A 25,817-nucleotide genomic window follows, 5' to 3' on the forward strand; every position below is an offset into this window, starting at 1 on the left:
TTTCTGTTTTCAGGTACATGAACACACGTTAGTTCATTTTTCGGGAGCAAAGATAGGGTAAATCATGTAAATTTCCAAATTATTTCACGTCTTTTTGCAATCAGTCAAAGGTATCCTCTATGAAATTACATATTTTTTGATGGGTTTTTGAAATGTCAGCGTTTTTTTTACTTTGGCTTTGTTGTTACTATGCACTCGGAAATGAAAAGAAAACAATTTTTTCTTTTGCATTTCTCTGGCATTTTCTTTATTTTCTATATGTTTTTCATGGATTGTATTATTTAATTGTTTCATCGATGAATTTACCAAATTAACACATTTTATAGTGATTTGTTCTTTATCAAACTTCGTTGATGAATGTGATTTTGGTTGTCAAACCAGTGTTTTCGCCCTACCCCCTTCTTTAGGTTAAAGAGATAATCTCCATGAGTGAAAGGGATGGCACTTACGACTCATGGAGATAGGGTCTTATAGGGTATAGGGATTATCTCTTTCACTCGTAAGTCCTATCTCCATAACTCATGGAGCCTATCTCTTTGAATGAAAGATGGACGGTTATTTGAGCGTGATGCGTAAGACTGATGTTGTCTGTTCTGTGACCCGATATCGATTGTCTGTTCGCTGTCCTACAAGCCATATAATCTGATCATGGCAATCGGTTACCACAAGCTGACGTCGTTTTTCAAAGAGCGTGCATTTCCGGTCGGTCAGATAGTCGCTGACAAGCTTATGACCGTCCATGCCGAATGGTACGAAAACATCACCGGTGCAGACTGGGCGTACCGTTAACGGGAGTTGAACCTTTTCAGCATCTAATGTTGCGCAATCCGCTGATTTGGAGATTGATATATCGTTGGATATTTCAACATTAAAATGTATATCTTCCTTATATACATAATGCCCATGCTCTGGCAATTTCATCGCTTTCATCGGTGCGCCTAAAGGCTCCACGGCCACGACGTCTCTGTCGACCAATAAGATGTGCGTAGGACTTCTAAACTCCTTACCAGACTGTCCTCCAAGGCATGTATACGTCTGTTGTATCTGTGTGGAGTTAAAGCCGAATGGACTCAGCCACTCATGCAGAAAAGCCAGTGGTGATGGCAGTTCTGCCAATCGTACGAGCGACACCGTCTGTGTTTCCGACGTCTTGTCGTTCGTCACAAGCTCCTCCAATTGTTCACGAATAGCCTGATTGTAGATTTTCTCTGCCTCTTGAAGATATCCCGTTGTTTTATCGATATTCTCAATGGCTTTAGGATTCATGTCGTTCAGAAGAGGAATAACATGATGGCGGATCTTGTTTCTTAACACGTCGTCCGTCAGATTTGTAGAGTCTACGACATACTCCTGTCCGATGGAATGGAGGTAGTCTTCTATTTCCTGCCGACTCAGGCATAGCAAAGGACGGACAACCAGACCGTTTTGAGGACGAATGCCGGTCAGTCCATGAATGCCGCTCCCTCTTAGCAGATTCATTAATAAGGTTTCAACTGCATCATCACGATGATGGGCAACACATACAGACGCAGCTCCGATATCCTGACAAAGTTGACTAAAATAACGATAGCGCAGGTCTCTGGCCGCCATCTCAATACTTACTTGATGTAATGATGCGTATTCTTCTGTGTCGAAGTGAATTAAATGAAGAGGAATATTGTTCTTCTCACAGAGTTCTTTTACAAATAACTCATCTCTGTTGCTCTCCTCGCCTCGTAAATGGAAATTACAATGTGCAGCCTCAATCCGATAGCCCAACTCAGATAATATATGCAACAGAGCCACACTGTCGGCACCACCACTAAGGGCGACAATATGAAGACTGTCGCGAGAAAGAAGCTGATGCTTCCCGATGAAATCAGATACTTTGTTTTTTACATTACTCCACATACAGCACCAGTCCCTTCAGGTATTCTCCTTCTGGGTGATAGATATTGATGGGATGATCGGCAGGCTGATGAAGCTGATGAAGAATACGCACTTTACGGCCAGCTTGAGCGGCAGCCGTAAACACCGCATTGCGGAAATGATCCTTCGAGACAACCTGTGAACAGCTGAACGTAAAGAGGATACCGCCTGACTGAATCTTCTGGAAGGCCTTCATGTTCAGACGGGTATAACCTTTCAGAGCATTATGGAGTGCCCCTCTGTGCTTAGCGAAGGCCGGTGGGTCGAGAATAATCAGATCGTACTGGTCGCCTGCTTGTTCCAGATACTTAAACGCGTCCTCGCAAAAAGCCTGATGACGTTGATCACCGGGAAAGTTTAATTGCACGTTACGGTTGGTCAGTTCGATAGCCTTAGCACTACTGTCGACGGAATGAACCAGTTTGGCACCGCCACGCATAGCGTAAAAAGAGAAGCCACCAGTATAACAGAACATGTTTAGAATTCTCTTCCCTTTTGCAAAGCGCTCCAGCAATGATCTGTTCTCACGTTGATCAACGAAGAAACCGGTCTTTTGACCGCGCAGCCAGTCGACATAAAACATCAAACCATTCTCTATCGCGGTGTTATCATCGGAACCACCATAGATAAAACCGTTCTCCTGACCGAGGTCGGCCTTATACGGTAAGGTGGTCTCACTCTTATAATAGACATTCTCCAGTCGGGAGTCCATCACCTTCATCAACTGCTCCGCAATATCAATGCGACAGACATGCATGCCCACACTATGAGCCTGCATTACCGCAGTCTTACCATACACATCAATGACCAGTCCTGGTAGCATGTCGCCCTCTCCATGAACCAGTCGGTAGGTGTTGTTGTTCGGATTATCGGCGATACCGATGGCCTGGCGCATCTTCAGCGCCGAAGCCAGTCGTGATGCCCAGAAATCAGCATCGATGGCCACATCACGAAACGAGAGTACCCTGACGGCAATAGAACCGATCTGGTAGTGTCCGATAGCGATAAAATCCCCATTAGAGGTCAGTACACGCACCACCTCACCCTCTTCTATACCATCGTCGGCACGCTGGATGGCACCAGAGAACACCCACGGATGGAACCGCAGCAGACTGTCCTCTTTGCCTCTTTTAAGATATACTTGTTTCATCATTCTGTTTGTTTTCTTCAGGAACCGTTACTAGTTCATAATCACCTGTCTCCAATAGACTCTGCACCTCTTGGTAGATCCGCACGCAAGCCCACGCATCAATAGCTGCATAAGCTTTCTGACTATCTTTTAACACATCGCGTTCCCAGTTTGACAGACGGTCACTCTTGCTGATGCGCTCACCGAAGAGATTGGCATAGATCTTCACCAGACTCTGATCCTCGATACCGAGTTTTCTCACAAGATCCTGAAGATCAATAAATGCCCCCGATTTGAAGTCACCCAATTCGTGCAGAGAGAGCATGTCGTTACTCCATGCCAGTCCTACTTTCGTCACCGTGGTATCTTCCAACAGACGTACCACGGCCGGGGCCATCCCCATGTGATTCAGACGGAACAGAAAACAACTGTCGGCGGTGGCTACTTGAAGCAGGGAGCATTTGAAACGTCGTCCTTTCGTGAATGCCGGACGTGTCTCTGTGTCGAAGCCTAAGACAGGTTGTGTTAACAGATAGTCTACACAACGCTCTGCCTCCTCTGAGGTCAGCACGACGTAGATACGTCCGGGAAAGGTGACTCTCGGTAAATCAACGATAGCCTTCTTATCAATCTTATTATATATTAACTTTTTCATTTCTTGGTGCAAAATTACAAAAAAAACCTCATTTTATGGTGAAATCTAAGTTTTTTCAGCTACTTTTGCATCAAAATAGAGAAAAAGAACTTCGTATGGCTAAGAAAAGGAAAGAAAAAAGGTCCCAAAGCGGTTCCGGTATCTCCGGCATCTTGGGATTCAATCATATATTCCACAACGAAAAGCTGAATTTCTGCCTTGGCTTACTGCTGTTTGGTCTGGCAATCTATCTGACGCTCGCCTTTATTTCCTATTTCTCTACAGGTGCGGCCGATCAGAGCATGATTGAGGACCCCAAGGAAGGAGAGGTGCTCAACGCCCATCAGGAGTTCAGTAATACCTGTGGTAGCCTTGGATCATATGCAGCATGGTATTTTATCAAGCGTTGCTTTGGTCTGCCAGCCTTTATCGTACCCCTCTTCTTGCTATTATTGGGCATTCACCTTATGAAGGCATACCGTGTGAACCTTCTGAAATGGTTTTTGGCCCTGATGATTCTGATGATCTGGGCATCTGTCACCTTTGCCAAGTTCCTGGCTCCATTCTTTGAAGATGCCAGTTTTAGTCCGGGCGGCGATCACGGACTGTATATCTGTCAGTATACGGAGAATCTCGTCGGTGCTCCAGGTCTGACAGCCATCCTGGCGCTGACAGCCATTGCCTTTCTGACTTATCTGAGTGCAGAGACCATCCTCGTGATTCGTAAATTACTGAATCCGACGAAATTCATTAACAAGGTGAAGTTCAAGATCACAAACGACGATCCCGATGAGCCCCAGGAATCGTATGAGCAACAGATGGATATGGAAGAGGATCCTGAGGTGTTTGATGACCCTGCCGAGCAGGTGGTGGAGTTCAGAAAAGACGGAAAGGCCGTCGTATTAGATGATGGCTACAAGGCCGCAGCTGAGAGTGTGGGACTGTCTAATCATGCTGAGACTACTCAAGAAATCGACAGATTACAGAGGCATGATGATGTGGAGTTTGGTGTTGAGGTAGCCAAGGGCGACGAGACTGCTGATACGAAATCTGCTCTTACGGCCATTGAGGATTTGGAACCCTACGATCCCAAACGCGACCTGGAGAACTATCGATATCCGACCCTTGATCTGCTGAAGAAATACGACAACGACGGCAAACCCTATATCGATATGGCCGAGCAGACGGCTAATAAGAACCGTATCGTGGAAGTACTGCAGACGTTCGGTGTTGAGATAAGTAGTATCAAGGCAACTGTTGGTCCAACCATCACACTCTACGAGATTACGCTGGCACCAGGTGTACGTATTTCCAAGATCCGTTCATTGGAAGATGATATCGCTTTGAGTCTGTCGGCTCTCGGTATCCGTATCATTGCCCCTATTCCTGGCAAGGGAACAGTGGGTATAGAAGTACCGAATGCCAAGCCATCGATTGTATCTATGGAGTCTATCCTCAACTCGAAGAAATTCCAGGAGACACAGATGGAACTGCCATGTGCGTTGGGAAAGACGATCACCAACGAGGTCTTTATGTTCGATCTGGCCAAGGCCCCTCACCTGCTTGTGGCCGGTGCCACTGGTCAGGGAAAGTCGGTCGGTCTGAATGCCATTGTCACCTCCTTATTATATAAGAAACATCCGGCGGAACTGAAGATTGTGCTTGTAGACCCGAAGAAAGTCGAGTTCTCAATCTATAATCCGCTCATCAATCACTTCCTTGCGAAGGTTCCTGACGAGGATGCGGATCCTATCATCACAGACGTGACGAAGGTGGTTCGTACGCTGAATTCTCTCTGTAAGTTGATGGATACCCGTTATGACCTTCTGAAAGAGGTGGGCGCCAGAAACATCAAGGAGTATAATAAGAAGTTCATTGACCGTAGGATTCCGCCTCGCGGCGGTCATGGCTACATGCCATACGTCGTTGTTATCATTGACGAGTTCGGCGATCTGATTATGACAGCCGGTAAGGAGATCGAGTTACCTATCGCCCGTATCGCCCAGTTGGCGCGTGCCGTTGGTATCCATATGGTTATTGCTACCCAGCGCCCGACGACGACGATTATCACGGGTAATATCAAGGCGAACTTCCCTGCTCGAATCGCCTTTAAGGTGAGTGCGGGTATCGACTCTAAGACCATCCTCGACCGTACAGGTGCCCAACAGCTTATCGGACGAGGTGACTTGTTGGCACTTGTTGGAGGGGCAGAACCCGTACGTGTACAATGTGCTTTTGTCGATACCCCAGAGGTCGAGCGTATCAATGATTTCATCTCCTCACAGCAGAGCTATGGTACGGCCTTCGAACTACCAGAGCCTGATACGCCAGAGGTCGATTTTGGTGAGGGCGGTGGCGCTGAAGTGGACATGATGCATCTTGACCCACTCTTTGAGGATGCTGCTCGTCTGATTGTACTCAACCAAAGTGGTTCGACCTCGTTGATCCAGCGGAAATTCGCCATCGGCTATAATCGTGCCGGTCGTCTCATGGATCAGTTGGAGAAGGCTGGTGTGGTTGGAGCCGCCATGGGTTCAAAACCACGTGAGGTGATGATACAAGACGAGGTGAGTCTTAACAACCTCCTCAGTAATATGAGATAATACAGTTTATAATAAATGAATATGAAAAAGATTTGTTTTCTGATAACGACAGCTCTCCTCTGTGCTACTGCATCGGCCCAGACCGCTAGGACGGTGCTCGATAAGGCCGCAGCCGCCATTACTGCGAAAGAGGGTGTAAAGGCTAATTTCAGGACGTCTGGTAGCTATGGGAATACGAGTGGTACCATTGCCATCAAAGGACAGAAGTTTCATGCCACCACCCCACAGGCTACCATCTGGTTCGACGGCAAGACACAATGGACGTATATGAAGAATAACGATGAGGTAAACGTCAGTACCCCGACGGAAGCACAATTGCAGGCCATCAACCCCTACAACTTTATCAATCTGTACAAAAAAGGTTACGAGAGTACCCTTAATAAGACAGGCAAGGATTATGTGGTTCATCTAACAGCCACCTCGAAGGAGCGAAAGATCAAAGAGCTCTTCATCACTATTGATAAGAAAACCTACCATCCGACACAGGTAAAACTGCTTCAAGGCAAGAAATGGAGCATCTTCGACATCTCTGACCTGAAGAAACAGAGAATTCCCGATTCACAGTTCCGTTTTAACGCTAAGGATTTCCCGACAGCAGAGGTTATCGACTTGAGATAATTGAGTATTATTAAGATTTAGATAATGAACAGATTCCAACTATACCGGTTGCTCCGGAAGAATATAAATATCAGTTACAAGCGTAGTCCTATTTTTGAGCAGAACAAATGGGCCAAGGTTCTGACCTATTTCGGATGCGCAGTATTTGTGCTCTATTTAATCATGATCGGTTCTATTATTGCCATGGAAGCCAAAGGCGAAGCTGGCAGAATGATTTCGTACATGCCGATCATCCTTGCCGTAGATTTCTATCTGCGACTCATCTTCCAGACAACACCCAGTATGATGGTGAAGCCCTATATCCTACAACCCATCTCACGATATACGGCTATCGAGTGTTTCTTGGTATCATCGCATGTTAGCGGCTATAATTTCCTATGGCTGGCGATGTTCATCCCCTACTCCGTCATTCTGTTCTTTGCGGGAGCAGGCTTCGGGGCAATCTTGCTCGAGTTTATCGCCTCAATCCTGCTCATTATTTTAAACAGTCAGATATATCTGTTCTTCCGCACCCTTATCAACCGTAAGGTATATTGGTTCTTGAGTGTTGTACTGTTATATGCCATTCCTTTCGCACCTCTTCTGTTTAGTCGAAAAGGCAATTCCTTCAGATCACTGCTTGATACGTATACAGAACTGGCAGGAGAATGGTATGTCATTCCCGTTATCTTGATACTCCTCATCCTCTTATTCGCAATAAACAGGCATTTCCAATTCAAATATGTCTATGAAGAGATCTCCAAGAAGAGTGAGAAGGCCCTAAAACACGTATCCCAGTTCTCGTATCTCAACCGATTCGGTCTTGTGGGTGAGTATCTGAAGATTGAGATGAAGTCAAATATGCGGAATAAAACGATGAAAAGTCGTTGTATCTCAAGTCTCGCAGTTGTGACCGTATTCAGTTTTCTTATCACATACACGGGTTTATACAACGATACGGTATCACGAAACTACTGGTGTATGTATTGTTTTGCTATTTACAGCGCAATAACTCTCGTTAAGATCATGGGACAGGAAGGTAACTATATAGACCTACTGATGACACACAAGGAGAATATCATCACTTTGCTGGAGGCCAAATACTGGTTTTATAGTGCGGTGCTGGGCATTCCCTTCCTGATTATGATGCCGGCTCTATTCTCTGGGAAATACACCTTGCTTATGCTGTTGGCATATATGTTCACCACGGCCGGTCTGGTTCATTTTATCATCTTCCAATTGGCTGTATATAACAAACAAACATTACCTCTTCAGACCAAGCTGACTAGTAAAGGTAATATCGAAAACGGTATCCAGCTTGTTATAGAAACGGCAGCCCTGCTTTGCCCTGGTGTCATTGCAGCTGTGGGTGGGTTGTTAATCGGCATGACTTGGACTTACGTGTTCATGATCGTTCTGGGATTAGGATTTATCCTGACCCATCCCATATGGATAAGAAACATCTATAAACGTATGATGGCGCGTAGATACGAGAACTTAGAAGGCTTTCATGCAACTAGACAATAATTTTTCAGAAAGAAAATTACGAAAAAGTTTGGTAGTATCAAAAAAAGTGCGTACCTTTGCACCCGCAAAACAAACGATGCACCCGTAGCTCAGTTGGTAGAGCACCTGACTCTTAATCAGGGTGTCCAGGGTTCGAGCCCCTGCGGGTGTACAAAAGGAGGGAACGACCTCCTTTCTTTTTGAAAAACATGCGCTTGTAGCTCAGTTGGTAGAGCACCTGACTCTTAATCAGGGTGTCCAGGGTTCGACCCCCTGCAGGCGTACTAGACAAAAGGTTGCCGATATGGCTCAGTTGGTAGAGCAACGCATTCGTAATGCGTAGGTCCCCGGTTCGAGTCCGGGTATCGGCTCAGAAATAGAATCAGGAAACTTACTTTATGCGGAATTAGCACATCGGTAGTGCACGGGCTTCCCAAGCCTGGGAGGCGGGTTCGATTCCCGTATTCCGCTCTATCTTACTCTCAATCTTTCGCCTACCCTGATTTGATGTTCTGGCGACAGATGATTCATCTTATACAGACTCTTTAAACGGATACCATACGCTTGTGCGATGGAATACATCGATTCGCCCTCACGTACTTCGTGGATACGTCCTTTATATTCCTTCGGGGCTTTCTTTTGTTTCTTCTTTAACCAGATGACCTCTCCCTCCTCGAGACGATCTTTCCGATGGCGCTCATTATAGCCGGCAATCTTCCGATAGCTGATACCGACCTCCTCGCCTATAGACTTGAAAGTATCGCCCCGTCGTGCAATAAGGTAGTAGTTCTTATTGAAAATCTTAATAGGATGCAGATCCATTCCACCTACGTGTGGTTCCTTGGCACGGTCACTCATAAAGCGATCGTAGTCTTTCGCCGTATCATACTGGTAGAGCTTATACAACTGGATAATCTCAATCAGTTTCTGTGCATACTGCGGATTGGTAGCATAACCGGCGGCCTTCAGCCCTTTTGCCCACCCCTTGTAGTCGGTGGTCCCCAAAGAGAACAGCGAGCGATACCGGGCACTGCCTGCTAAGAAACGCGAATGATCGGTGTACGACTCATAAGCTGAGTTATATGCCCGGAAACATTCATTCCGCTCATCGTCATCATGATAGGTGGTACGACCAGTCCACCCCTTGCACTTGATACCAAAGTGATTGTTTCCTTTGCGGGCCAACTCACTTTTACCGGCTCCGCTCTCCAAAAGACCTTGCGCGAGGGTGATAGATGCCGGAATATGCCATTGCCGCATCTGCTCAATCGCAATATCTTTATATTGATCTATATACTGCTGATATGCCTGATTCCATCGTATCTGAGCTTGTGCGCCCAACGACAGTACCATCGCTATCATGATAAATATCTTTCTCATGTCCGTATTTTATTGTTGCAAAAGTAATGATTTCTCTCGAATTATTCGTATATTTGCAGAAAAATATCAGCAGCGATGGAATCAATAGAACTAAAATCCGTAATCATGGCATGCCACTTGGAAGAACTAACCACAGAGGAACAGCATCTCGTAGAACTTGCCATTGAAGCTACTAATCGCAGTTATGCCCCCTATTCTCGTTTTTGTGTCGGAGCAGCTGTCAGATTAGCGAACGGTGTGGAAGTGGTTGGCTGTAATCAGGAAAATGTCGCCTATCCATCGGGACTCTGTGCCGAGCGAACAGCCTTATTCTCCGCTGGTGCCCAGTACCCTGATACGCCGGTCGAGATATTGGCTATCGCTGCCAAGGGGACTGACGGAGAGTTGCAATATGAGCCCATTGCTCCATGCGGAAGTTGTCGCCAGGTGATCATCGAGGCAGAGACACGGGCCAAGCATCCCATTCGTATTCTGCTATACGGCAAAAAGTGTATCTATGTTATTGATGGCATAGAAAAGCTCATGCCGCTTACTTTTTCGGAATTCTAATAGCAACCAAGTCCACTTGCCGTTGAAAGTGAGTCGAGGTGGAAATCGTAATACAGATTCTCCTCGTCAATCACCCGGAAATGTTTCTTCCCTTCAATTTCATCATGAGGGTTCTCCCAGATAATCTTTCTAAAATGTAAGGAATCGTCTATTACCGGCGATCGGAGCAGACAATCCTGGAATAGATAGTTCAAGATGGCTTCATCACTTCCATGCTCGCCAATCATCACATCATCCTCATAACCGGTCAGGATTGAGCCTTGGCAGGAAAGGTGTATGAGAGGATAATCTGTATCTCCCTGATGGTTGGAAAAGCGAAGTGCAGCACCACGACTAGCAGAAAACGGGTAGAACTGTGCCAGAGTACAGTTGCTGATATCAACCAATCCACCGATCACCGATATACAATCTCCGCCAGTGTTTGTAATCTGACAGTGATCCAGACTGACATGCGCGTTGGTTGTTGATAAGCCACTTGCCTGACAGTTGTGTATGATACAATCCTTCATCTCCAAGCGATAGAGCGACGTATCAATGGTGGCAGGATCGCAAATGATGCCATAGGTTGGATTTCGTATTTCCGTACATCGCAGATGGTTTTCTGTTGATGAAGCATGTAAGTGTATGCCATTCCACTGACCACTAACACGATCGTATGGCAGATATGGAAACATACGATCAAGTCGATCACCCCTGAATACGCAGTTTTCTGCCTTTATCTGCCCATAAACATCTATACCAGATCCATCATGAAAGAATAATGTCGTATTTCTGACGGTTAATCTGGCGCCAGTTTCCACACGAAGATCACCATATACAACCACAGGGCGATCGGATTCTATAACTGAATCGGTTGTGATTACAGGAGAGTAGAGCTTGATGGCATCCCAAGCCCATGCCTGTAGGCATACTTTCTGCTCCACCCCACTCTCCAAGAGAAATAATAGTTCGTCCTCGATTAATACTGGTTTACGTTGAGTTGTCTCCGGTGCCGTCAATTCGACAAACACCAGCACACTATCCTTACGACGTATCTCCACATCTTGTGTCTGAGAACCATTGGAGTTGTCAAGATAGATACCATCCACATTCACTCGATAACCTGACTGATTTCCACGCCTCAAACGGACGCTTTCTATGCGGACTCCATCGTTATGAGGGTTATATACCCAGAACGAATAAGTCGATGAAGGCGTACGACTAAAGACTGTATCGAGATGTAATGTGTCTGTCGAGAAACGAAGGTGTAAGGATGAATCGGTGCTGAACGAGTCATCATCCGCACATGCCAAAAGTAGTAAAGTAACTACAAGAAAACAAAAAATCCGTTTCATCGTATTGACAAAACGGATTATCTGTCGATTTATTGTACTTTTATGCCTTGAAATAACGTTTCAACAGACCTGCGAAACCGGCACCATGACGAGCCTCGTCTTTTGCCATCTCATGAACAGTGTCGTGGATAGCGTCAAAACCAGCGGCCTTCGCGTTTTTGGCAATACGGAACTTGTCTTCACATGCACCAGCCTCTGCTGCAGCACGCTTCTCCAGATTAGTCTTGGTGTCCCATACACATTCTCCGAGTAGTTCGGCAAAACGACTTGCATGATCTGCCTCTTCGAAGGCGTAACGCTTGAAAGCCTCTGCAATCTCAGGATACCCCTCGCGATCGGCCTGACGAGCCATGGCCAGATACATTCCGACCTCACTGCATTCACCGTTGAAATGGTTACGCAGATCATCGATCATTTCCTGACTAACGCCCTCTGGCTTACCATCACCTATTTTATGAACAGTCGCATATGTCATCTCTGCATCTTCCTTGAGTTCGGAGAACTTAGAAGCAGGCGCTTTACAGATTGGGCACTTCTCAGGAGCAGCGTCGCCTTCATAGATATATCCACAAACGGCGCAAATAAACTTCTTTTTCATAATCGTATTTGTTTTTTAGTTTATTAATTGTATTTCTATATGGTCAAAACAGCTTCGTTTGCAAATATACGTAGAAAAAACAAATCCCACAAGTTTTTTGTGGGATTTCGTTTCAATTTATACTCTGTCTAACGTTTCAACATCTTGCCTTAATCTTTTACGAGTTTTATAATTTCCTCACCAGAAAGGAGTTGTTGTTCACCGGTCGACATATTCTTTAAAGTGAATTTGCCTTCAGCCATCTCGTTCTCACCTGCGAGGGCAACAAACGGAATTTGTTTGGCATTAGCATACGACATCTGTTTCTTCATCTTCGTTGAATCGGGGAAAATCTCTGTGCGGATACCCGCCTCACGAGCTTTTGCTACAATGGGCAGACAATAGGCCGTTTCTTTCTCACCGAAATTGATGAAGAGCAATTGCGTGCCGTCAGTGGCATCCTTAGGATAGCAGTCAAGAGCATTGAGCACGTCGAAGATACGATCGACACCAAAACTGATGCCTACGCCAGAAATGCCCGGCATGCCAAAGATACCAGTAAGGTTATCGTAACGACCTCCACCTGTGATTGAACCAATCTGAACATCCAGGGCCTTTACCTCGAAGATAGCACCTGTATAATAGTTAAGGCCACGAGCTAACGTGAGATCAAGTTGAATCTCATTCTTCAACCCAAGTGTTTTCAGGGTGTCAAGAATGAAACGAGTCTCTTCTACTCCCTTTAGTCCCGTCTCACTAGACGCCAAAACTTCAGCAATCACATTCAACTTCTCCTCGTTCGTCCCTTCTAATGAGATGATAGGCTGAAGTTTACTGATCTGTTCCTCGTTAAGTCCGTCTTCGCGAAGTTCGGCATTTACATTATCAAGCCCGATTTTATCGAGTTTATCGATAGCAACGGTGATATCCACAATTTTATCAGCAGCGCCAATGACTTCGGCAATACCGGTCAGAATCTTTCGGTTATTAATCTTGATCTGTACCCGGACACCAAAACGTGAGAACACCGTGTCTACAATCTGCATCAGTTCCACCTCGTTTAACAATGAGTCGGAACCGACAATGTCGCCATCAAACTGCCAGAACTCACGATAACGTCCCTTCTGGGGGCGATCCGCACGCCATACGGGCTGCATCTGATAACGTTTGAACGGCAGTTGCAACTCTTCTCGATGCATCACCACATAACGTGCAAAAGGAACGGTCAGGTCATAGCGGAGACCTTTCTCACATAGCTTGGCTGCCAAATGTAGACTGTTACGTTCTTGCAGTTCTTCGTTGGTAACCTTGCTGAGAAAATCGCCAGAATTCAGCACTTTGAAAAGCAGTTTGTCTCCTTCTTCTCCGTACTTTCCCATCAGTGTTTGCAATGTTTCCATGGCCGGTGTCTCTATCTGCTGAAAGCCATAGAGTTGATACACCTGTTTGATGGTGTCGAAGATATAGTTGCGCTTTGCCATCTCCATTGGAGAGAAGTCGCGCGTTCCTTTGGGTATACTCGGTTTCTGTGCCATTATTTTCTAACGATTGTCTGGTCGCGATCAGGGCCTATAGAAATAATTTTAATCGGCGTCTCTAACTCTTTCTCCAAGAAAGAGATATAATCGCTGAACTCTTTCGGGAACTGATCCTCAGAAGTAAACTTCGTCATATCTGTCTTCCATCCGGGGAGTTCCTTGTATACAGGTTCGATGCCTTCCTCTATATTGTAGGGGAAATAATCGATTTCAACGCCATTCTGCTTATATGCCACACAGGCCTTGATGGTGTCAAAACCGTCGAGCACGTCACTCTTCATCATGATCAACTGTGTCACACCATTTACCATGATAGAGTATTTCAGAGCAACGAGGTCTATCCAGCCGCAACGGCGCTCACGGCCAGTCACGGCTCCATACTCATGACCAAGGTCACGAATCTTTTTCCCCGTCTCATCGAATAATTCTGTAGGGAATGGTCCTGCACCTACTCGTGTGCAATAAGCTTTCATGATACCATAGACATCACCGATCTTATTAGGACCAATACCTAGACCGGTACATGCACCTGCACAGATTGTATTCGAAGAAGTAACAAAAGGATAGCTGCCGAAATCGACGTCGAGCATCGTTCCTTGTGCACCCTCGCACAGCACACTCTTGCCACTTTTCAGGATATTGTTGATCTCGTGTTCTGAGTCGACGATGGGGAACTGACGAAGATACTCGACACCTTCGAGCCATTTCTTTTCGACCTCCGTGATATCATACTCGAAGTTCAGCGATTTCAGAATAGCTTCATGACGTGCCTTAGCCTTAGCATATTTCTCTTCAAAATTCTCAATGATATCACCTACACGCAGGCCGTTACGAGAAATCTTGTCGGTATAAGTCGGACCAATACCTTTTCCTGTTGTACCCACCTTATCCTTGCCTTTCTGTGCCTCATAGGCCGCATCAAGGACACGATGCGTTGGCATGATCAAGTGAGCCTTCTTGGAGATATGCAGACGGGCATGCAGATTGTGACCGCTAGCCTCAAGCGCCTTGGCCTCTTCCATAAAGAGATCCGGAGCCAGTACAACACCATTACCGATGATATTCACCTTTCCTCCCTGAAAGATTCCTGACGGGATGGAGCGCAGTACATATTTCTGTCCCTCAAATTCCAACGTATGACCAGCGTTAGGACCGCCCTGAAAACGGGCAACCACATCGTACTTCGGGGTCAGCACGTCGACCACTTTACCTTTTCCTTCGTCGCCCCACTGCAACCCGAGCAGGACATCAACTTTTCCTTTGTTCATAACTATTATTGTTCTGTTTTAACTCTTTTCACCTTCTCCAGTTTCTTTCGTCTGGTGATTTTCGACTGACAAGTACTGCATACACCATACACATAAAGAGTGAAGCCGTCTTTTCTGAAACGGCGCAGATGCATATTATCGACAGCCTGGATGATCTCAGGCGACTTTACCTCTGTTACTTTTCCACACATGGTACATATTTGATGACAGTGACTATTATTATCATAGCATGCCTCATACTTTGTGGTTCCCTGGAAACGGTGCCGGATGACCAGACGCAGTTCCAAGAATAAATTCAATGTATTGTAAAGTGTAGCCCTACTTACTGGGAAGTTCAATTCCGACGAAAGTTTCTCATTCAACTCTTCCAGTGTGAAATGTCCATTCATGCTGTATATGGCTTTCAGTATGGTGTAACGCTCAGGTGTCTTGCGATGATTATTCATCTCAAGATAGTTATCCAGAATACGCTCCACCGCCGTCAACACACTTTCTTTCATCTGAATTCTCGAAAACCGCACAAAGGTACTACTTTTTAATCAGATAAAAGAGAGTTAATTTATAAAAAATCTAAATTGATTGTTTTAAGTGCGCTTTTTGTTAGTCGTTCGTAGACCAGTCCTAAACTTGCGAATCTTTGAAGACACGACCATGCGGCTTTTTTTACGGGAATACTATCGCCTTGCAAAGCTGCCAAAGCCTGGTCGATAAACTCATTGATACCGCGCTCATTTGGTTCTTGCCCATTCATAAATAGACGAGATAAAATGTGGAAGCCACATAATTGAAAGAGTTCCTTGCCTGATGCCATCCAAGTATATGCTTTTTCAGGTGCACAAGGCAGATACTGATACAGATTAAAGGCCGCTTGCTCTGCAATTTCCTGGGTGTCGGTCTGTTCCATCCAAATGTCTACCACCTCTGGCAGCATCTGTTCTGCTGGCATCACCATCGTAGCCAGAATCTTACACTCACGGACATTCTCCTTCCATAAAGCAATCGCCAAGTCGTAATTCTTCCCCAGCCCGTCTGCCATCTCTTTCAGTCTAGGTATCGTCGCCCCCCAATTGAGTTTATATGTCACCCCCTTGCCGCGCATAGATTTAGAGACCATCCCGTCCATCATTTGGCGGAATGATTGCTTGATTTCTTTTACCTGATTATTAACATCCATTACAATTATCAGATTAGAGTCCCATATTCCGAGCTATAGCGTAGCATCTGATGTGCATAGCTCTCTCCATAATTCAGTTGGATATCAGTAATACAACCGTTGTTGTCATATACGGGAAGCATCATCGGATTAATGAAACCTTTATATGGAGCTAAATCCAGGCGTTTATATCTTTCCAACACTTCCTCATGGAGTATAGGATCGACCTTTACAGCATATTTTTCAACCAACTGTCGGGCCGCCTCATAATCTCCTTCGCTCTTGATACGTTGAACCTCTGCTAACAAACGAGCGATAAGGGCACGTAACTCTTCATAATCTGTGATTTCAACGTATGTTTTACCTTTATGTTTGACCAACTTGACCGCATGCCCATTTTCGAGACACCAATGAGCAATGAGCGCTCGATTACGCATATGCGCTTCCTCAATATGGTTTCCTGGGTTAATACGGATGAGTTGGGTCATTAAGCCGTTCATCATGTAAGTGTAATACTGTGACTTATAGGCCTCACTATCAGGAAGAAGTCCCAACTCGATGAGTTTTTTATCGGCAATATAATAAAGTCCAAAGAGATCAGCGCGTGCTTCCTCAATGGTGTTCCCATAGGCCTTCAGCGCATCTGGGTCAACCCCGGCAAGCAACTGTCCACTTCCATGACCAAGGCATTCGTGCAGATCAGTATGCAAATCATCGCAGATGTCACCATACTTATCAATCAACTGGAGAGTATCTTTATCGATAACAAACTCCTCTTTAAAACCGTTACCGCGCGATGCCTTGTTGTAAGCCTCCGTTATATTACTGATCGTAATGCTTTTGCTTCCATATTCGGCCCTGATCCAATCGGCATTTGGCAGATTGATGCCAATGGCCGTAGAAGGATATTCGTCGCCTCCCAACATTGCTGCGCATATCACGTTGGCAGAAACGCCCTTAACTACCGGCTTACGAAAACGCGGGTCAACAGGAGAATGGTCTTCAAACCACTGTGCATGGCGACTGATAGTCTGTGTACGCTGCGTGGCTTCTTCGTCAATATATTCCACCAATCCTTCCCAAGAGCCTTTCAGACCTAACGGATCATCATAAACCTCGATGAAACCGTTGATAAAATCAACGACGGAATCGTGCTCTTTTAGCCATTCAATGCAATATTCATTGAATATGCTAAGATCTCCTGATTCATAGTATTTTATAAGCAAAGAAATTACCTTTTTCTGTTGGTTGTTCTCTGCTACATCCCGTGCTTTCCCCAACCAATATATGATATGCTGAATAGCATTGGCATATTTACCACTAGCGCACCATACCTGTTCCTGCAATATGCCATTTTCTTTCACCAAAGTGGAATTAAGACCATAAGAAATAGGTGCATTAGTATCAGCATGCTGTATCTTCATATCAGCATAGAACTGCTCTGCTTCTTCTTGAGTAACCCCATCATAAAAATGACATGCCGATGTTAATAGTAAATCTTCGCCATCTGCCTTATTGACTCGTTTTGGCAACACTGAATCGTCAAAAATAACAGGAAAGAGCTCATCACACAGGTTGGCAACTGTCTCCCCTTCTTTCAAAGGCAGTTTTCTCGAATCAACTTTCACTAATGCAGCACGTAGAAACTCTGGAGAAAAACCAGGCTTAAATTTCTCACAGCCATAATGATGATGAATTCCGCTTGAGAACCAAATCCGTTTCAAGTAGACTTCCAACGCCTTGAATTCTTCAGATTCATGCGAAGTTGTTTTATCAACATAGATAACCTCCAACATCTTTCTGATGCGGAGGTTATATTTTCCAAACTGATCAAATGTTATATCTCGTCCGGACAGGGCCGCCTTGGCTAGATAATATACTAACTCCTTCTGCTGGAGCGTTAACTTCTCAAACCCGTTCAAACGATATCTTAGCAGTTGCAAATCCGCAAACCGCTCATCACGATATTCAAAATCCACTAAATCCTCTCCTCCTTATGCTTTAGTTTTGCGAGGCCGTTTTGCCTTCATCGCAGGATGCTGCTTCAGATGCTGAAGGCGATATTCACGGGGAGTAATGCCAACAACCCGGTAAAACGATGCATAGAAAGACTGGCGGTTAGCAAAACCAACCATATCACTCACCTGCTCCATACGAAGATCTTGATAGCGTTTGTCAACAAGAATACTCATGGCCTCGTCAATACGATACTTGTTCACAAACGATGTGTAATTCATATGGAAACGAACATTGACAACTGCAGAGATGTAACGAGTGTTTGTACCCAAGTCTTCCGCAAGTTTTTTTGCAGAATAGTCCTTGTCACGGTACTTTTTCTGCATCACGATGATGTTCAGGATTTTCTCCTGCATCTCATCCATCATCTTGGGGCTGACTAGACTCCTATAGGCAGCCTCTTTTTCTTTCTTCTCAGTAATGTTATACTTTCCCATACTCCTACCGGTTATGATGATTAAGAATCATTTATTGCGCAAATATACACAAAAAAAACAAATAAGCAACTATTTTTTCCGTTTTTTTTCAAAAAAACGACTATCTTTGTAGAAAATTTCAATTTTATGGACATCTATGAGCTCCTGAAACGGTATTTTGGTTATGATTCTTTTAGACAAAACCAAGAGGTGATCATCAAACATGTCATACAAGGCGGTGATGCCCTTGTTCTAATGCCGACAGGTGGAGGAAAAAGCCTCTGTTACCAGATTCCTGCATTGGCTCTTACTGGAACAGCTATCGTGATCTCGCCGTTGATCAGTTTAATGAAAGATCAGGTGGAAGCCCTGCGTGCGAACGGGATTGAAGCAGAAGCATTGAACAGTGTGAACGATTTGACTGCGGACACCTTAATCCGTCGCCGATGCGCTGCTGGTGAAATTAAGATTCTATATATCTCTCCAGAAAAGGTGTTGTCAGAGATTGATAGACTGCTCCGTTATATCAAGATCTCACTCTTCGCCATTGACGAGGCACATTGTATCAGTCAGTGGGGACATGATTTCCGTCCGGAATACGCACAGCTGGGACAACTCCGGGATAAATTTCCCGACACGCCGGTCCTGGCTCTAACTGCAACAGCAGATAAGATAACACGACATGACATTATACAACAGCTTCGACTCAAAGACGCCCATGAATTTGTGTCAAGTTTTGATCGTCCCAATCTTACGCTCACGGTCAAACGTGGGTACAAAGCGGCAGAGAAGATGCACTTTATCCTCAACTTCATTAAAGCACGTCCAATAGATGCTGGTATCATTTATTGTCTTAGTAGAAAAACGACGGAAAAAGTTGCCGCCGACTTAAGAAAAAAAGGCATTAACGCTGCCCCCTACCACGCTGGACTCTCTCCGTCAGAAAGGAGTCAGACGCAAGAATTGTTTAAGAACGACCGATTATCAGTAGTTTGTGCGACGATTGCCTTTGGTATGGGGATTGACAAAAGCAATGTCAGATGGGTGATTCACTACAATATGCCAAAGAGTATTGAGAGTTTTTACCAGGAAATCGGAAGAGCAGGCAGAGACGGTGCACCAGCCGATACGGTGTTGTTCTATTCCTTGGCTGATATCATCCAACTGACGGAATTCGCCAAACAGAGTGGACAGCAAGATATTAACATGGACAAACTCCGGCGGATGCGGGAATATGCAGAGTCAACCGTCTGTCGTAGACGGATTCTACTCAATTATTTTGGCGAACAGACCGACCATGATTGTGGCGCCTGCGATGTCTGTGATAATCCACCGCAACGGTTCGACGGAACGCGCTATGTACAGATGGCGCTGAGTGCTATCAAACGTACAGAGGAAAATATCCGTATCGCAACTGTTATTGAGATCCTGAAAGGCATGCATTCGCCCACTATTGTCCGACATGGATTTGACCGCCTTAAGACTTTTGGGGTTGGAAGAGAAATAACGACAAATGATTGGCAAGATTATCTGTTACAGATGATGCAGATGGGCTATATTGAGATAGCTTATAATGACAAGAACAAAGTTAAGATAACAGAGATGGGTGATGATGTCCTATATGGACGAAAGACAGTACAACTCTGTGTCGTAGACCATCATGTAAACGAATCACAGAATAGACCAAAACTAAAACTGGAGATACCAACTATCACCATTCCTGGTCTACCTTCGACAACAGGAGTCGAGGATGCAAAATTATTTGAAGCCTTGCGTGTCTTGCGTATGACATGTGCTAATGAGGAAGGCTTTCCACCGTATATTGTTTTTAGCGATAAGGTCCTCCATACTTTGGCTACAATCAAGCCAACCACATTAGAGCAGTTCGGCAACGTTTCCGGAATAGGAGATTATAAAAAGCAAAAGTATGGAGCACGCTTTGTCGCACTTATTAACAGGTTCGTATAAAGTCATACCTAAACTACAATTATTTTAAGAAAAAGGGAAAAAGAAACAAAAAAAAGGCCATAAAATGTCACTTTTTGCTAAAAACATGCACAGAAAGTCTTTTTAGTGCAACTTTTTTTGTATCTTTGCAAGGTAAAATCATCCAAGATGGCAAAGAAAAAAATACTATTCATCAACCAGGAGATATCTCCTTATGTTCCAGACAACTCATTGTCGCTCATGGGCAAGGATCTGCCACAGGCTATGCAAGAACTCAATCATGAGATTCGTACATTTATGCCCAAATGGGGGACGATCAATGAACGTCGCGGACAGTTGCACGAAGTTATCCGCCTATCAGGAATGAACCTGATTATTAATGATACAGACCACCCGTTGATTATCAAAGTGGCATCAATACAATCCGCCAGGGTTCAAGTCTATTTCATAGACAATGACGATTATTTCGGAAAACGTCTGATGGAAAAAGACGAACAAGGAGAAGATTATCCTGATAATGGTGAACGAGCTATTTTTTTCGCTCGTGGTGTACTGGAGACAGTAAAAAAACTGCGTTGGGTACCAGATATCATACACTGCCAAGGATGGATGAGCGCTGTCGTACCTCTTTACGTAAAGACAGCCTACCATGACGAGCCTTCTTTCGCTAAGACAAAGGTTGTCACTTCTCTGTTTTCCAAGAGCTTAGAAAAAGATCTTGGAACAAACTTCAAGAAATGTCTTGAATTCCGTGAAGCCAAGGCAGAACTATTAAAGGGATATAACGACAACTTTGATATCAACGAATTAGTGAAGTTGGCTATTGATTATAGTGATGGTGTCGTTCAGGCAGATGAAGTTGTCAACAAGAAATTGCTTGATTACGCAAAAGGTAGAAATATACCTGTACTTGGTTACCACAGAGATTTTGCAGATGAATACGAGAAATTCTATGCGCAACTCTTCCCTGAGGAGGAGCAGACCGTAGAAGAAGATTAAACATTATAACACATGAAACTAAGATTGTTTACAGCGATTGCATTTACCGCAATGGCGATAATTTCTTGTAATGAAGACACAGAAACTATCGGCTCCTCGTTAACTGGTCATACAGACCAACTGGACATGTCGACGGGAGTCTTCCACGCTATATCCAGATCCATATTTGCCGATTCAGTATATGCGCATAGTTCTACCAGTTATATCGGAAAGATCAAAGATCCTGAGACTGGAGCATACGTGAAGAGTGAGTTTATGACCCAGTTTAATATGCTGGAGAATTATCGGATGCCTGAAAAGAGTAAGATTCTTGGAAGTTATGCGAATGGTGTTGCAGCCGACTCATGTGAAATAATACTCTATTTTAACAAGTCGGAGAGTTATGGAGATTCACTCGCACCGGTAAAATTAGACATCTATGAGCTAAATGAACCCATGAGCGATATGAGGCGGTATTACAGTAACTTCGATCCTAAAAGCGAAGGCTACGTGAAAACTAGCGACGTCATAAAAAGTCATGTGTTCACGATGGCGAATCTTACATATAAGGATAGTATTCGAAATCTTTCCGGCTATACAGACTGCGCTCGAATCTGTTTGAATGATAGTTATACAGGCAAAAATGGGATAACATATAACAACTATGGTACTCATATTATGCGGAATTTCTATGAGCACCCGGAGTATTTTAAAAATTCGTATACTTTTATCCACAATGTCTGTCCTGGTTTCTTCTTTGAGGTGAATGACGGACTTGGTGTTATGGCGAAGCTGGCAGAGATAAGCATGAATGTCTATTACCACTACCAAGGTGATACCACCGTCTATTATGGCGTTATGAATATGTCAGCGACACCAGAGGTCTTGCAGACTACCAAGATCACTAATGATCAGAAGGCATTGGCCAGGCTTGTAGCTGACGAAAGTTGTACATACCTCAAGACACCGGCTGGTATCTTTACCGAAGTAACTCTGCCTGTTGAAGATATTTCTCAAAGCCATGTTGGTGATTCGCTTCTGTCTGCTAGTCTTTCATTCCAGCGTCAGAATAGTAAATTCCAAGATAGTGATTATCTGTTACAAACACCTAAGACCATTCTGATGGTTCAGAAAGACAGTCTACATTCATTCTTTGAGCAAGAGAAGTTATATGACCAGATATGTTCGTATTCCGCTACGCTTACGAACAACGCATACACATTCTCAAACATTGGTAATCTCATCACCCATATGCAACAACTTAGAATCAAAGGTGTGAATGAAGACCCTAATTGGTTGGTAAAACACCCCGACTGGAATAAAGTTGTATTAGTCCCCATTTCCACCACTTCCACAAAAGATAGTTATGGAAATAATACGGTATCAGCTATAGGCAACAATATGGGACTTTCAAGCACCCAGTTGGTAGGTGGCCCCAACTCTCCAATTCAGATTAATGTCATTTATGCGAAATTTAAGAAGTAGAATGTGATGGCTGACGGATATTTGGAGAAACACCATGAAGATTATGAAATAAGAAAAGAAGCATGGCTTCGGAAAAAGAAACATCTTCCGAAGGTGAATGCTAAGAATAAATTAGAGCGCCCCGATGATGAGGCGCTCTAATTTATTTTGGTCTACATACTAGATACTTCTATCCGATGACCTTAAACTTTGCGAACTTTAACAGCAATTTCTTGGTTCCCGTGTTACGGAACTGTACAGTTGCCTTTGTGTTTTCTCCAGTCCCTTCTATGCTAATGACTGTTCCAACACCAAAACGCTGATGTTCTATTGTGCACCCCTCATGAAGGTTACTTGTTCCAGTATATGATGTCATTGATCGGGGTGCCACCGCTTGATGAATACGTTTGAAGTTCGGCCCAAAAGGATCAACAGGTCGTTCTGGTTTTCTTGGCGCCACAGCTCTTGGTTTTGGATCCGCCCGGAACTGTGTGGCAACAGGACGAGGGTTCTGCATCCATTCCGGTCTCTCACTCTCGAAGCCACGATGCTTACCTGCATAGCTGTTTCCTGTACCGTATGCCCCTCCGTCATAGCGGTTATAAGGACGTATATTATTAAAGATAGATTCTTCCCCACCCACTTCTGATTGCACATCTAACATCTCCGGATCAATATCACGGATAAATCGCGAGGGAGTGTCGTATTCTATCCGTCCATACCTGAAACGGTTCTGTGCACATGTCAGAATACAATGTTTTTCGGCACGCGTGATTGCCACATAGAGTAACCTACGTTCTTCCTCTAATTCACGCATGGAATTTGTGCACATCGGTGAAGGGAAAACGTTTTCCTCCAGTCCGACAATAAACACAGTAGGAAATTCCAGTCCCTTTGCCGAGTGAATTGTCATCAGTGTTACTTTATCATTCGTCTCGCCATTATCACTATCAAGATCCGTTAACAGAGCCACCTCCTGTAAGAAATCTGGCAAATAGACATGATCCCCCATATCTTCCTCGCGTCGACTCTCCACAAAGTCCTGCATACCGCCCAAAAACTCTTCGAGATTCTCTTGTCTTGACATATCCTCTGGATTACGTCCCGAATAGATATCCTTACTTATACCCGACTGCATGATAATATCATGCCCGAGACAATAGGCATCTTCTACATTTAGTTTTTCGATCCAACCATCAACCAGATTCTTGAAAGTTGTCAGTTTTGTCATGGTACTTTTACTTACTTCCATCGGGAAAAGAATAGGTTCCTTAATTACCTGCCAAAGACTTACACCGTATTTCTGAGCCGTTTGAACAATCTTGCCCACTGTCGTATCACCGATACCACGAGCCGGATAGTTAATGATACGTTTGAAAGCTTCCTCATCATCAGGATTAGCAACCAGACGAAAATAAGCAATGACGTCCTTGATCTCCTTACGCTGATAGAAACTCAATCCTCCGTATATACGATATGGAATATTATCCTTACGCATCTGTTCTTCGAATGATCGACTTTGCGAGTTTGTGCGGTACAGTATGGCAAAATCGCTCCAGTTGCATTGGTCCTGTCGTCGTATACGTTTGATATCCTGCGTCACTATCATAGCCTCTTCTTTGTCAGAATAAGCAGGTTTCAGTTGGAGTCGTTCACCTTGTTCATTCTTCGAGAAAACATTCTTCGGTATTTGCTGTTCATTACGACGTATCAATGAATTTGCCGCCTGCACAATCAACTGTGTTGAACGGTAGTTCTGTTCCAGTTTGAAGAGTCTAGCATGATCATACTGACTTTGGAAATTCAGAATATTATTGATATTTGCACCCCGGAAAGAATAGATGCTCTGCGCATCATCACCAACTACACACACTTTCTGGCGTTCCTTGGTCAACTGATAGACTATAGACTGTTGAGTGAAATTAGTATCTTGATACTCGTCGACAAGCACAAAATGAAATTTATCTACGTATTTCCTACGAATACTCTCATGATTCTTGAATAATACGAATGTTTGGACGAGCAAATCATCAAAGTCCATCGCATTTGCTTGACGACACCTTTCCGCGTACCTTTTATAAATAGCACTCACCAGAGGACGTTTCTGTGTCGCATCGTCTTTCGCCCACGTGCTCTCGGCATATGCAAGTGGCAAAAGAAGATGATTCTTGGCCATAGATATTCTATCGGCCACAGATGATGGTTTGTATACTTTATCGTCAAGTTGCATCTCCTTTATTATCGTCTTAACCAACGAACGAGCATCTGCTTGGTCATATATCGTGAAGTTCGTATTATAACCGATATGCTCTGCTTCTGCTCTTAGAATTCGGGCAAAGACACTATGGAAAGTCCCCATGTTCAAATATCTTGCCTGTTCCTCTCCAACTAGTCGCCCTATTCGTTCCTTCATCTCCCTTGCCGCTTTATTCGTAAATGTCAGTGCCAGAATATTCCAAGGCTTCATTCCTTGCTCCAGAAGCCATGCAATCTTATAGGTCAAAACACGTGTTTTACCCGAGCCTGCCCCCGCTATTACCAATGATGCTCCATCACAATATAATACGGCATCGCGTTGACTATCATTTAGTTGTTTTAGTATGTCGTTGTTCATGTTGTCATGCTATGTTTAGTGTGCAAAGATAATCAAAAATTGTTGAAATAAGATTCCTTTTTCATAAAAAACGCACACAGACAGTTACTGTCTCCATGCTTACGTTTAATAAAACAAAAAAATAATAAGATAATTTTGTCATTTAAAAAAGAAAAACTAACTTTGCCCCATCAACATTTATTATTATAAACCCTAACTAACAAGTA

The 25,817-nt window shown here is 44.2% G+C and carries 21 protein-coding genes and 4 tRNA genes; 12 read left to right on the top strand and 13 right to left on the bottom strand.

Going from position 1 to position 25,817, the window contains the following annotated elements:
* Positions 1-555: 555 nt before the first annotated feature.
* From tilS to BLU99_RS01360, 3 genes are read right to left on the bottom strand one after another with little or no spacing between them, the layout of a single operon-like run.
* Positions 556-1,890 carry a tRNA lysidine(34) synthetase TilS gene (gene tilS, locus BLU99_RS01350; protein ID WP_091899379.1) on the bottom strand — a complete coding sequence of 445 codons (1,335 nt, stop codon included), beginning with the start codon at positions 1,888-1,890 and terminating at the stop codon, positions 556-558.
* The gene (locus BLU99_RS01355; protein ID WP_091899380.1) at positions 1,880-3,061 is read right to left on the bottom strand and encodes a class I SAM-dependent rRNA methyltransferase; all 1,182 of its coding nucleotides are present in this window, start codon (positions 3,059-3,061) and stop codon (positions 1,880-1,882) included. The genes tilS and BLU99_RS01355 overlap by 11 nt, the downstream gene beginning before the upstream one ends.
* Positions 3,039-3,692 (bottom strand): 3'-5' exonuclease, encoded by a 654-nt coding sequence (locus BLU99_RS01360; protein WP_091899381.1) that lies wholly within the window; start codon positions 3,690-3,692, stop codon positions 3,039-3,041. Before BLU99_RS01360 ends, BLU99_RS01355 begins: the two co-directional genes overlap by 23 nt.
* A 95-nt stretch (positions 3,693-3,787) precedes the next feature.
* On the opposite strand from BLU99_RS01360, the gene BLU99_RS01365 reads away from it, so the two are divergent.
* From BLU99_RS01365 to BLU99_RS01395, 7 genes are all read left to right on the top strand, one after another.
* A complete protein-coding gene (locus BLU99_RS01365; protein WP_091899382.1) occupies positions 3,788-6,274 on the top strand; it encodes an FtsK/SpoIIIE family DNA translocase in 2,487 nt (828 codons plus the stop codon).
* Between the two features lie 21 nt (positions 6,275-6,295).
* The gene (locus BLU99_RS01370; RefSeq protein WP_091899914.1) at positions 6,296-6,892 is read left to right on the top strand and encodes an outer membrane lipoprotein periplasmic chaperone LolA1; all 597 of its coding nucleotides are present in this window, start codon (positions 6,296-6,298) and stop codon (positions 6,890-6,892) included.
* 24 nt (positions 6,893-6,916) lie between these two features.
* Positions 6,917-8,398, top strand: coding sequence for a DUF5687 family protein (locus BLU99_RS01375; protein WP_091899383.1), 1,482 nt, complete (start codon positions 6,917-6,919; stop codon positions 8,396-8,398).
* 78 nt (positions 8,399-8,476) lie between these two features.
* A tRNA-Lys gene (locus tag BLU99_RS01380) sits at positions 8,477-8,549 on the top strand.
* Between the two features lie 39 nt (positions 8,550-8,588).
* Positions 8,589-8,661: transfer RNA gene (locus BLU99_RS01385), tRNA-Lys, on the top strand.
* A gap of 14 nt (positions 8,662-8,675) precedes the next feature.
* Positions 8,676-8,748, top strand: a tRNA-Thr gene (locus tag BLU99_RS01390).
* Between the two features lie 29 nt (positions 8,749-8,777).
* Positions 8,778-8,848: transfer RNA gene (locus BLU99_RS01395), tRNA-Gly, on the top strand.
* On the opposite strand, the gene BLU99_RS01400 is transcribed toward BLU99_RS01395, so the two are convergent.
* The gene (locus tag BLU99_RS01400) at positions 8,849-9,757 is read right to left on the bottom strand and encodes a glucosaminidase domain-containing protein (protein WP_091899384.1); all 909 of its coding nucleotides are present in this window, start codon (positions 9,755-9,757) and stop codon (positions 8,849-8,851) included.
* A gap of 75 nt (positions 9,758-9,832) precedes the next feature.
* On the opposite strand from BLU99_RS01400, the gene BLU99_RS01405 reads away from it, so the two are divergent.
* Positions 9,833-10,306, top strand: coding sequence for a cytidine deaminase (locus BLU99_RS01405; RefSeq protein ID WP_091899385.1), 474 nt, complete (start codon positions 9,833-9,835; stop codon positions 10,304-10,306).
* Here BLU99_RS01405 and BLU99_RS01410 read toward each other — a convergent pair.
* The 8 genes from BLU99_RS01410 to BLU99_RS01445 all read right to left on the bottom strand — a co-directional run bounded on the left by BLU99_RS01410 (position 10,303) and on the right by BLU99_RS01445 (position 18,629).
* On the bottom strand, positions 10,303-11,640 hold the full coding sequence (locus BLU99_RS01410) for a right-handed parallel beta-helix repeat-containing protein (protein ID WP_144006067.1): 1,338 nt from the start codon (positions 11,638-11,640) through the stop codon (positions 10,303-10,305). The genes BLU99_RS01405 and BLU99_RS01410 overlap by 4 nt on opposite strands.
* Before the next feature lie 40 nt (positions 11,641-11,680).
* A complete protein-coding gene (locus tag BLU99_RS01415; protein WP_091899387.1) occupies positions 11,681-12,238 on the bottom strand; it encodes an NADH peroxidase in 558 nt (185 codons plus the stop codon).
* Between the two features lie 149 nt (positions 12,239-12,387).
* Positions 12,388-13,752 (bottom strand): histidine--tRNA ligase, encoded by a 1,365-nt coding sequence (hisS, locus tag BLU99_RS01420; protein ID WP_091899388.1) that lies wholly within the window; start codon positions 13,750-13,752, stop codon positions 12,388-12,390.
* On the bottom strand, positions 13,752-15,023 hold the full coding sequence (locus tag BLU99_RS01425; RefSeq protein WP_091899389.1) for an adenylosuccinate synthase: 1,272 nt from the start codon (positions 15,021-15,023) through the stop codon (positions 13,752-13,754). The genes hisS and BLU99_RS01425 overlap by 1 nt, the downstream gene beginning before the upstream one ends.
* A gap of 5 nt (positions 15,024-15,028) precedes the next feature.
* Complete coding sequence (locus BLU99_RS01430; protein ID WP_091899390.1) at positions 15,029-15,523, bottom strand: Fur family transcriptional regulator; 495 nt, start codon at positions 15,521-15,523, stop codon at positions 15,029-15,031.
* Between the two features lie 59 nt (positions 15,524-15,582).
* Complete coding sequence (locus BLU99_RS01435) at positions 15,583-16,197, bottom strand: DNA alkylation repair protein (RefSeq protein ID WP_369807684.1); 615 nt, start codon at positions 16,195-16,197, stop codon at positions 15,583-15,585.
* 8 nt (positions 16,198-16,205) lie between these two features.
* Complete coding sequence (locus BLU99_RS01440) at positions 16,206-18,155, bottom strand: dipeptidyl-peptidase 3 family protein (RefSeq protein ID WP_091899392.1); 1,950 nt, start codon at positions 18,153-18,155, stop codon at positions 16,206-16,208.
* Between the two features lie 15 nt (positions 18,156-18,170).
* Positions 18,171-18,629 carry a helix-turn-helix domain-containing protein gene (locus tag BLU99_RS01445; protein ID WP_091899393.1) on the bottom strand — a complete coding sequence of 153 codons (459 nt, stop codon included), beginning with the start codon at positions 18,627-18,629 and terminating at the stop codon, positions 18,171-18,173.
* A gap of 126 nt (positions 18,630-18,755) precedes the next feature.
* On the opposite strand from BLU99_RS01445, the gene recQ reads away from it, so the two are divergent.
* The 4 genes from recQ to BLU99_RS01465 all read left to right on the top strand — a co-directional run bounded on the left by recQ (position 18,756) and on the right by BLU99_RS01465 (position 23,159).
* Entirely contained in the window at positions 18,756-20,576 is a 1,821-nt protein-coding gene (gene recQ, locus BLU99_RS01450; RefSeq protein WP_091899394.1) for a DNA helicase RecQ, read from the top strand.
* Between the two features lie 147 nt (positions 20,577-20,723).
* Complete coding sequence (locus BLU99_RS01455) at positions 20,724-21,554, top strand: glycogen/starch synthase (protein WP_091899395.1); 831 nt, start codon at positions 20,724-20,726, stop codon at positions 21,552-21,554.
* 12 nt (positions 21,555-21,566) lie between these two features.
* Positions 21,567-23,018 (top strand): DUF4270 domain-containing protein, encoded by a 1,452-nt coding sequence (locus BLU99_RS01460; protein WP_091899396.1) that lies wholly within the window; start codon positions 21,567-21,569, stop codon positions 23,016-23,018.
* A gap of 6 nt (positions 23,019-23,024) precedes the next feature.
* A complete protein-coding gene (locus tag BLU99_RS01465) occupies positions 23,025-23,159 on the top strand; it encodes a dehydrogenase (RefSeq protein WP_091899397.1) in 135 nt (44 codons plus the stop codon).
* A 28-nt stretch (positions 23,160-23,187) separates the two neighbouring features.
* Here the strand turns inward: BLU99_RS01465 and BLU99_RS01470 are convergent, their stop codons facing one another.
* Entirely contained in the window at positions 23,188-25,611 is a 2,424-nt protein-coding gene (locus BLU99_RS01470) for an ATP-dependent helicase (RefSeq protein WP_091899398.1), read from the bottom strand.
* Positions 25,612-25,817: the final 206 nt, after the last annotated feature.

Source organism: Prevotella sp. lc2012 (assembly GCF_900107065.1).
In the GTDB taxonomy this organism is placed as follows: Bacteria; Bacteroidota; Bacteroidia; order Bacteroidales; family Bacteroidaceae; genus Prevotella.

What these genes read in the sequence shown, in the direction of transcription:
- tilS (WP_091899379.1), bottom strand. Translation starts at nt 1,890, where the DNA reads ATGTGGAGTAATGTAAAAAACAAAGTATCTGATTTCATCGGGAAGCAT.
- BLU99_RS01355 (WP_091899380.1), bottom strand. Translation starts at nt 3,061, where the DNA reads ATGATGAAACAAGTATATCTTAAAAGAGGCAAAGAGGACAGTCTGCTG.
- BLU99_RS01360 (WP_091899381.1), bottom strand. Translation starts at nt 3,692, where the DNA reads ATGAAAAAGTTAATATATAATAAGATTGATAAGAAGGCTATCGTTGAT.
- BLU99_RS01365 (WP_091899382.1), top strand. Translation starts at nt 3,788, where the DNA reads ATGGCTAAGAAAAGGAAAGAAAAAAGGTCCCAAAGCGGTTCCGGTATC.
- BLU99_RS01370 (WP_091899914.1), top strand. Translation starts at nt 6,296, where the DNA reads ATGAAAAAGATTTGTTTTCTGATAACGACAGCTCTCCTCTGTGCTACT.
- BLU99_RS01375 (WP_091899383.1), top strand. Translation starts at nt 6,917, where the DNA reads ATGAACAGATTCCAACTATACCGGTTGCTCCGGAAGAATATAAATATC.
- BLU99_RS01400 (WP_091899384.1), bottom strand. Translation starts at nt 9,757, where the DNA reads ATGAGAAAGATATTTATCATGATAGCGATGGTACTGTCGTTGGGCGCA.
- BLU99_RS01405 (WP_091899385.1), top strand. Translation starts at nt 9,833, where the DNA reads ATGGAATCAATAGAACTAAAATCCGTAATCATGGCATGCCACTTGGAA.
- BLU99_RS01410 (WP_144006067.1), bottom strand. Translation starts at nt 11,640, where the DNA reads ATGAAACGGATTTTTTGTTTTCTTGTAGTTACTTTACTACTTTTGGCA.
- BLU99_RS01415 (WP_091899387.1), bottom strand. Translation starts at nt 12,238, where the DNA reads ATGAAAAAGAAGTTTATTTGCGCCGTTTGTGGATATATCTATGAAGGC.
- hisS (WP_091899388.1), bottom strand. Translation starts at nt 13,752, where the DNA reads ATGGCACAGAAACCGAGTATACCCAAAGGAACGCGCGACTTCTCTCCA.
- BLU99_RS01425 (WP_091899389.1), bottom strand. Translation starts at nt 15,023, where the DNA reads ATGAACAAAGGAAAAGTTGATGTCCTGCTCGGGTTGCAGTGGGGCGAC.
- BLU99_RS01430 (WP_091899390.1), bottom strand. Translation starts at nt 15,523, where the DNA reads ATGAAAGAAAGTGTGTTGACGGCGGTGGAGCGTATTCTGGATAACTAT.
- BLU99_RS01435 (WP_369807684.1), bottom strand. Translation starts at nt 16,197, where the DNA reads ATGGATGTTAATAATCAGGTAAAAGAAATCAAGCAATCATTCCGCCAA.
- BLU99_RS01445 (WP_091899393.1), bottom strand. Translation starts at nt 18,629, where the DNA reads ATGGGAAAGTATAACATTACTGAGAAGAAAGAAAAAGAGGCTGCCTAT.
- recQ (WP_091899394.1), top strand. Translation starts at nt 18,756, where the DNA reads ATGGACATCTATGAGCTCCTGAAACGGTATTTTGGTTATGATTCTTTT.
- BLU99_RS01455 (WP_091899395.1), top strand. Translation starts at nt 20,724, where the DNA reads ATGGCAAAGAAAAAAATACTATTCATCAACCAGGAGATATCTCCTTAT.
- BLU99_RS01460 (WP_091899396.1), top strand. Translation starts at nt 21,567, where the DNA reads ATGAAACTAAGATTGTTTACAGCGATTGCATTTACCGCAATGGCGATA.
- BLU99_RS01465 (WP_091899397.1), top strand. Translation starts at nt 23,025, where the DNA reads ATGGCTGACGGATATTTGGAGAAACACCATGAAGATTATGAAATAAGA.
- BLU99_RS01470 (WP_091899398.1), bottom strand. Translation starts at nt 25,611, where the DNA reads ATGAACAACGACATACTAAAACAACTAAATGATAGTCAACGCGATGCC.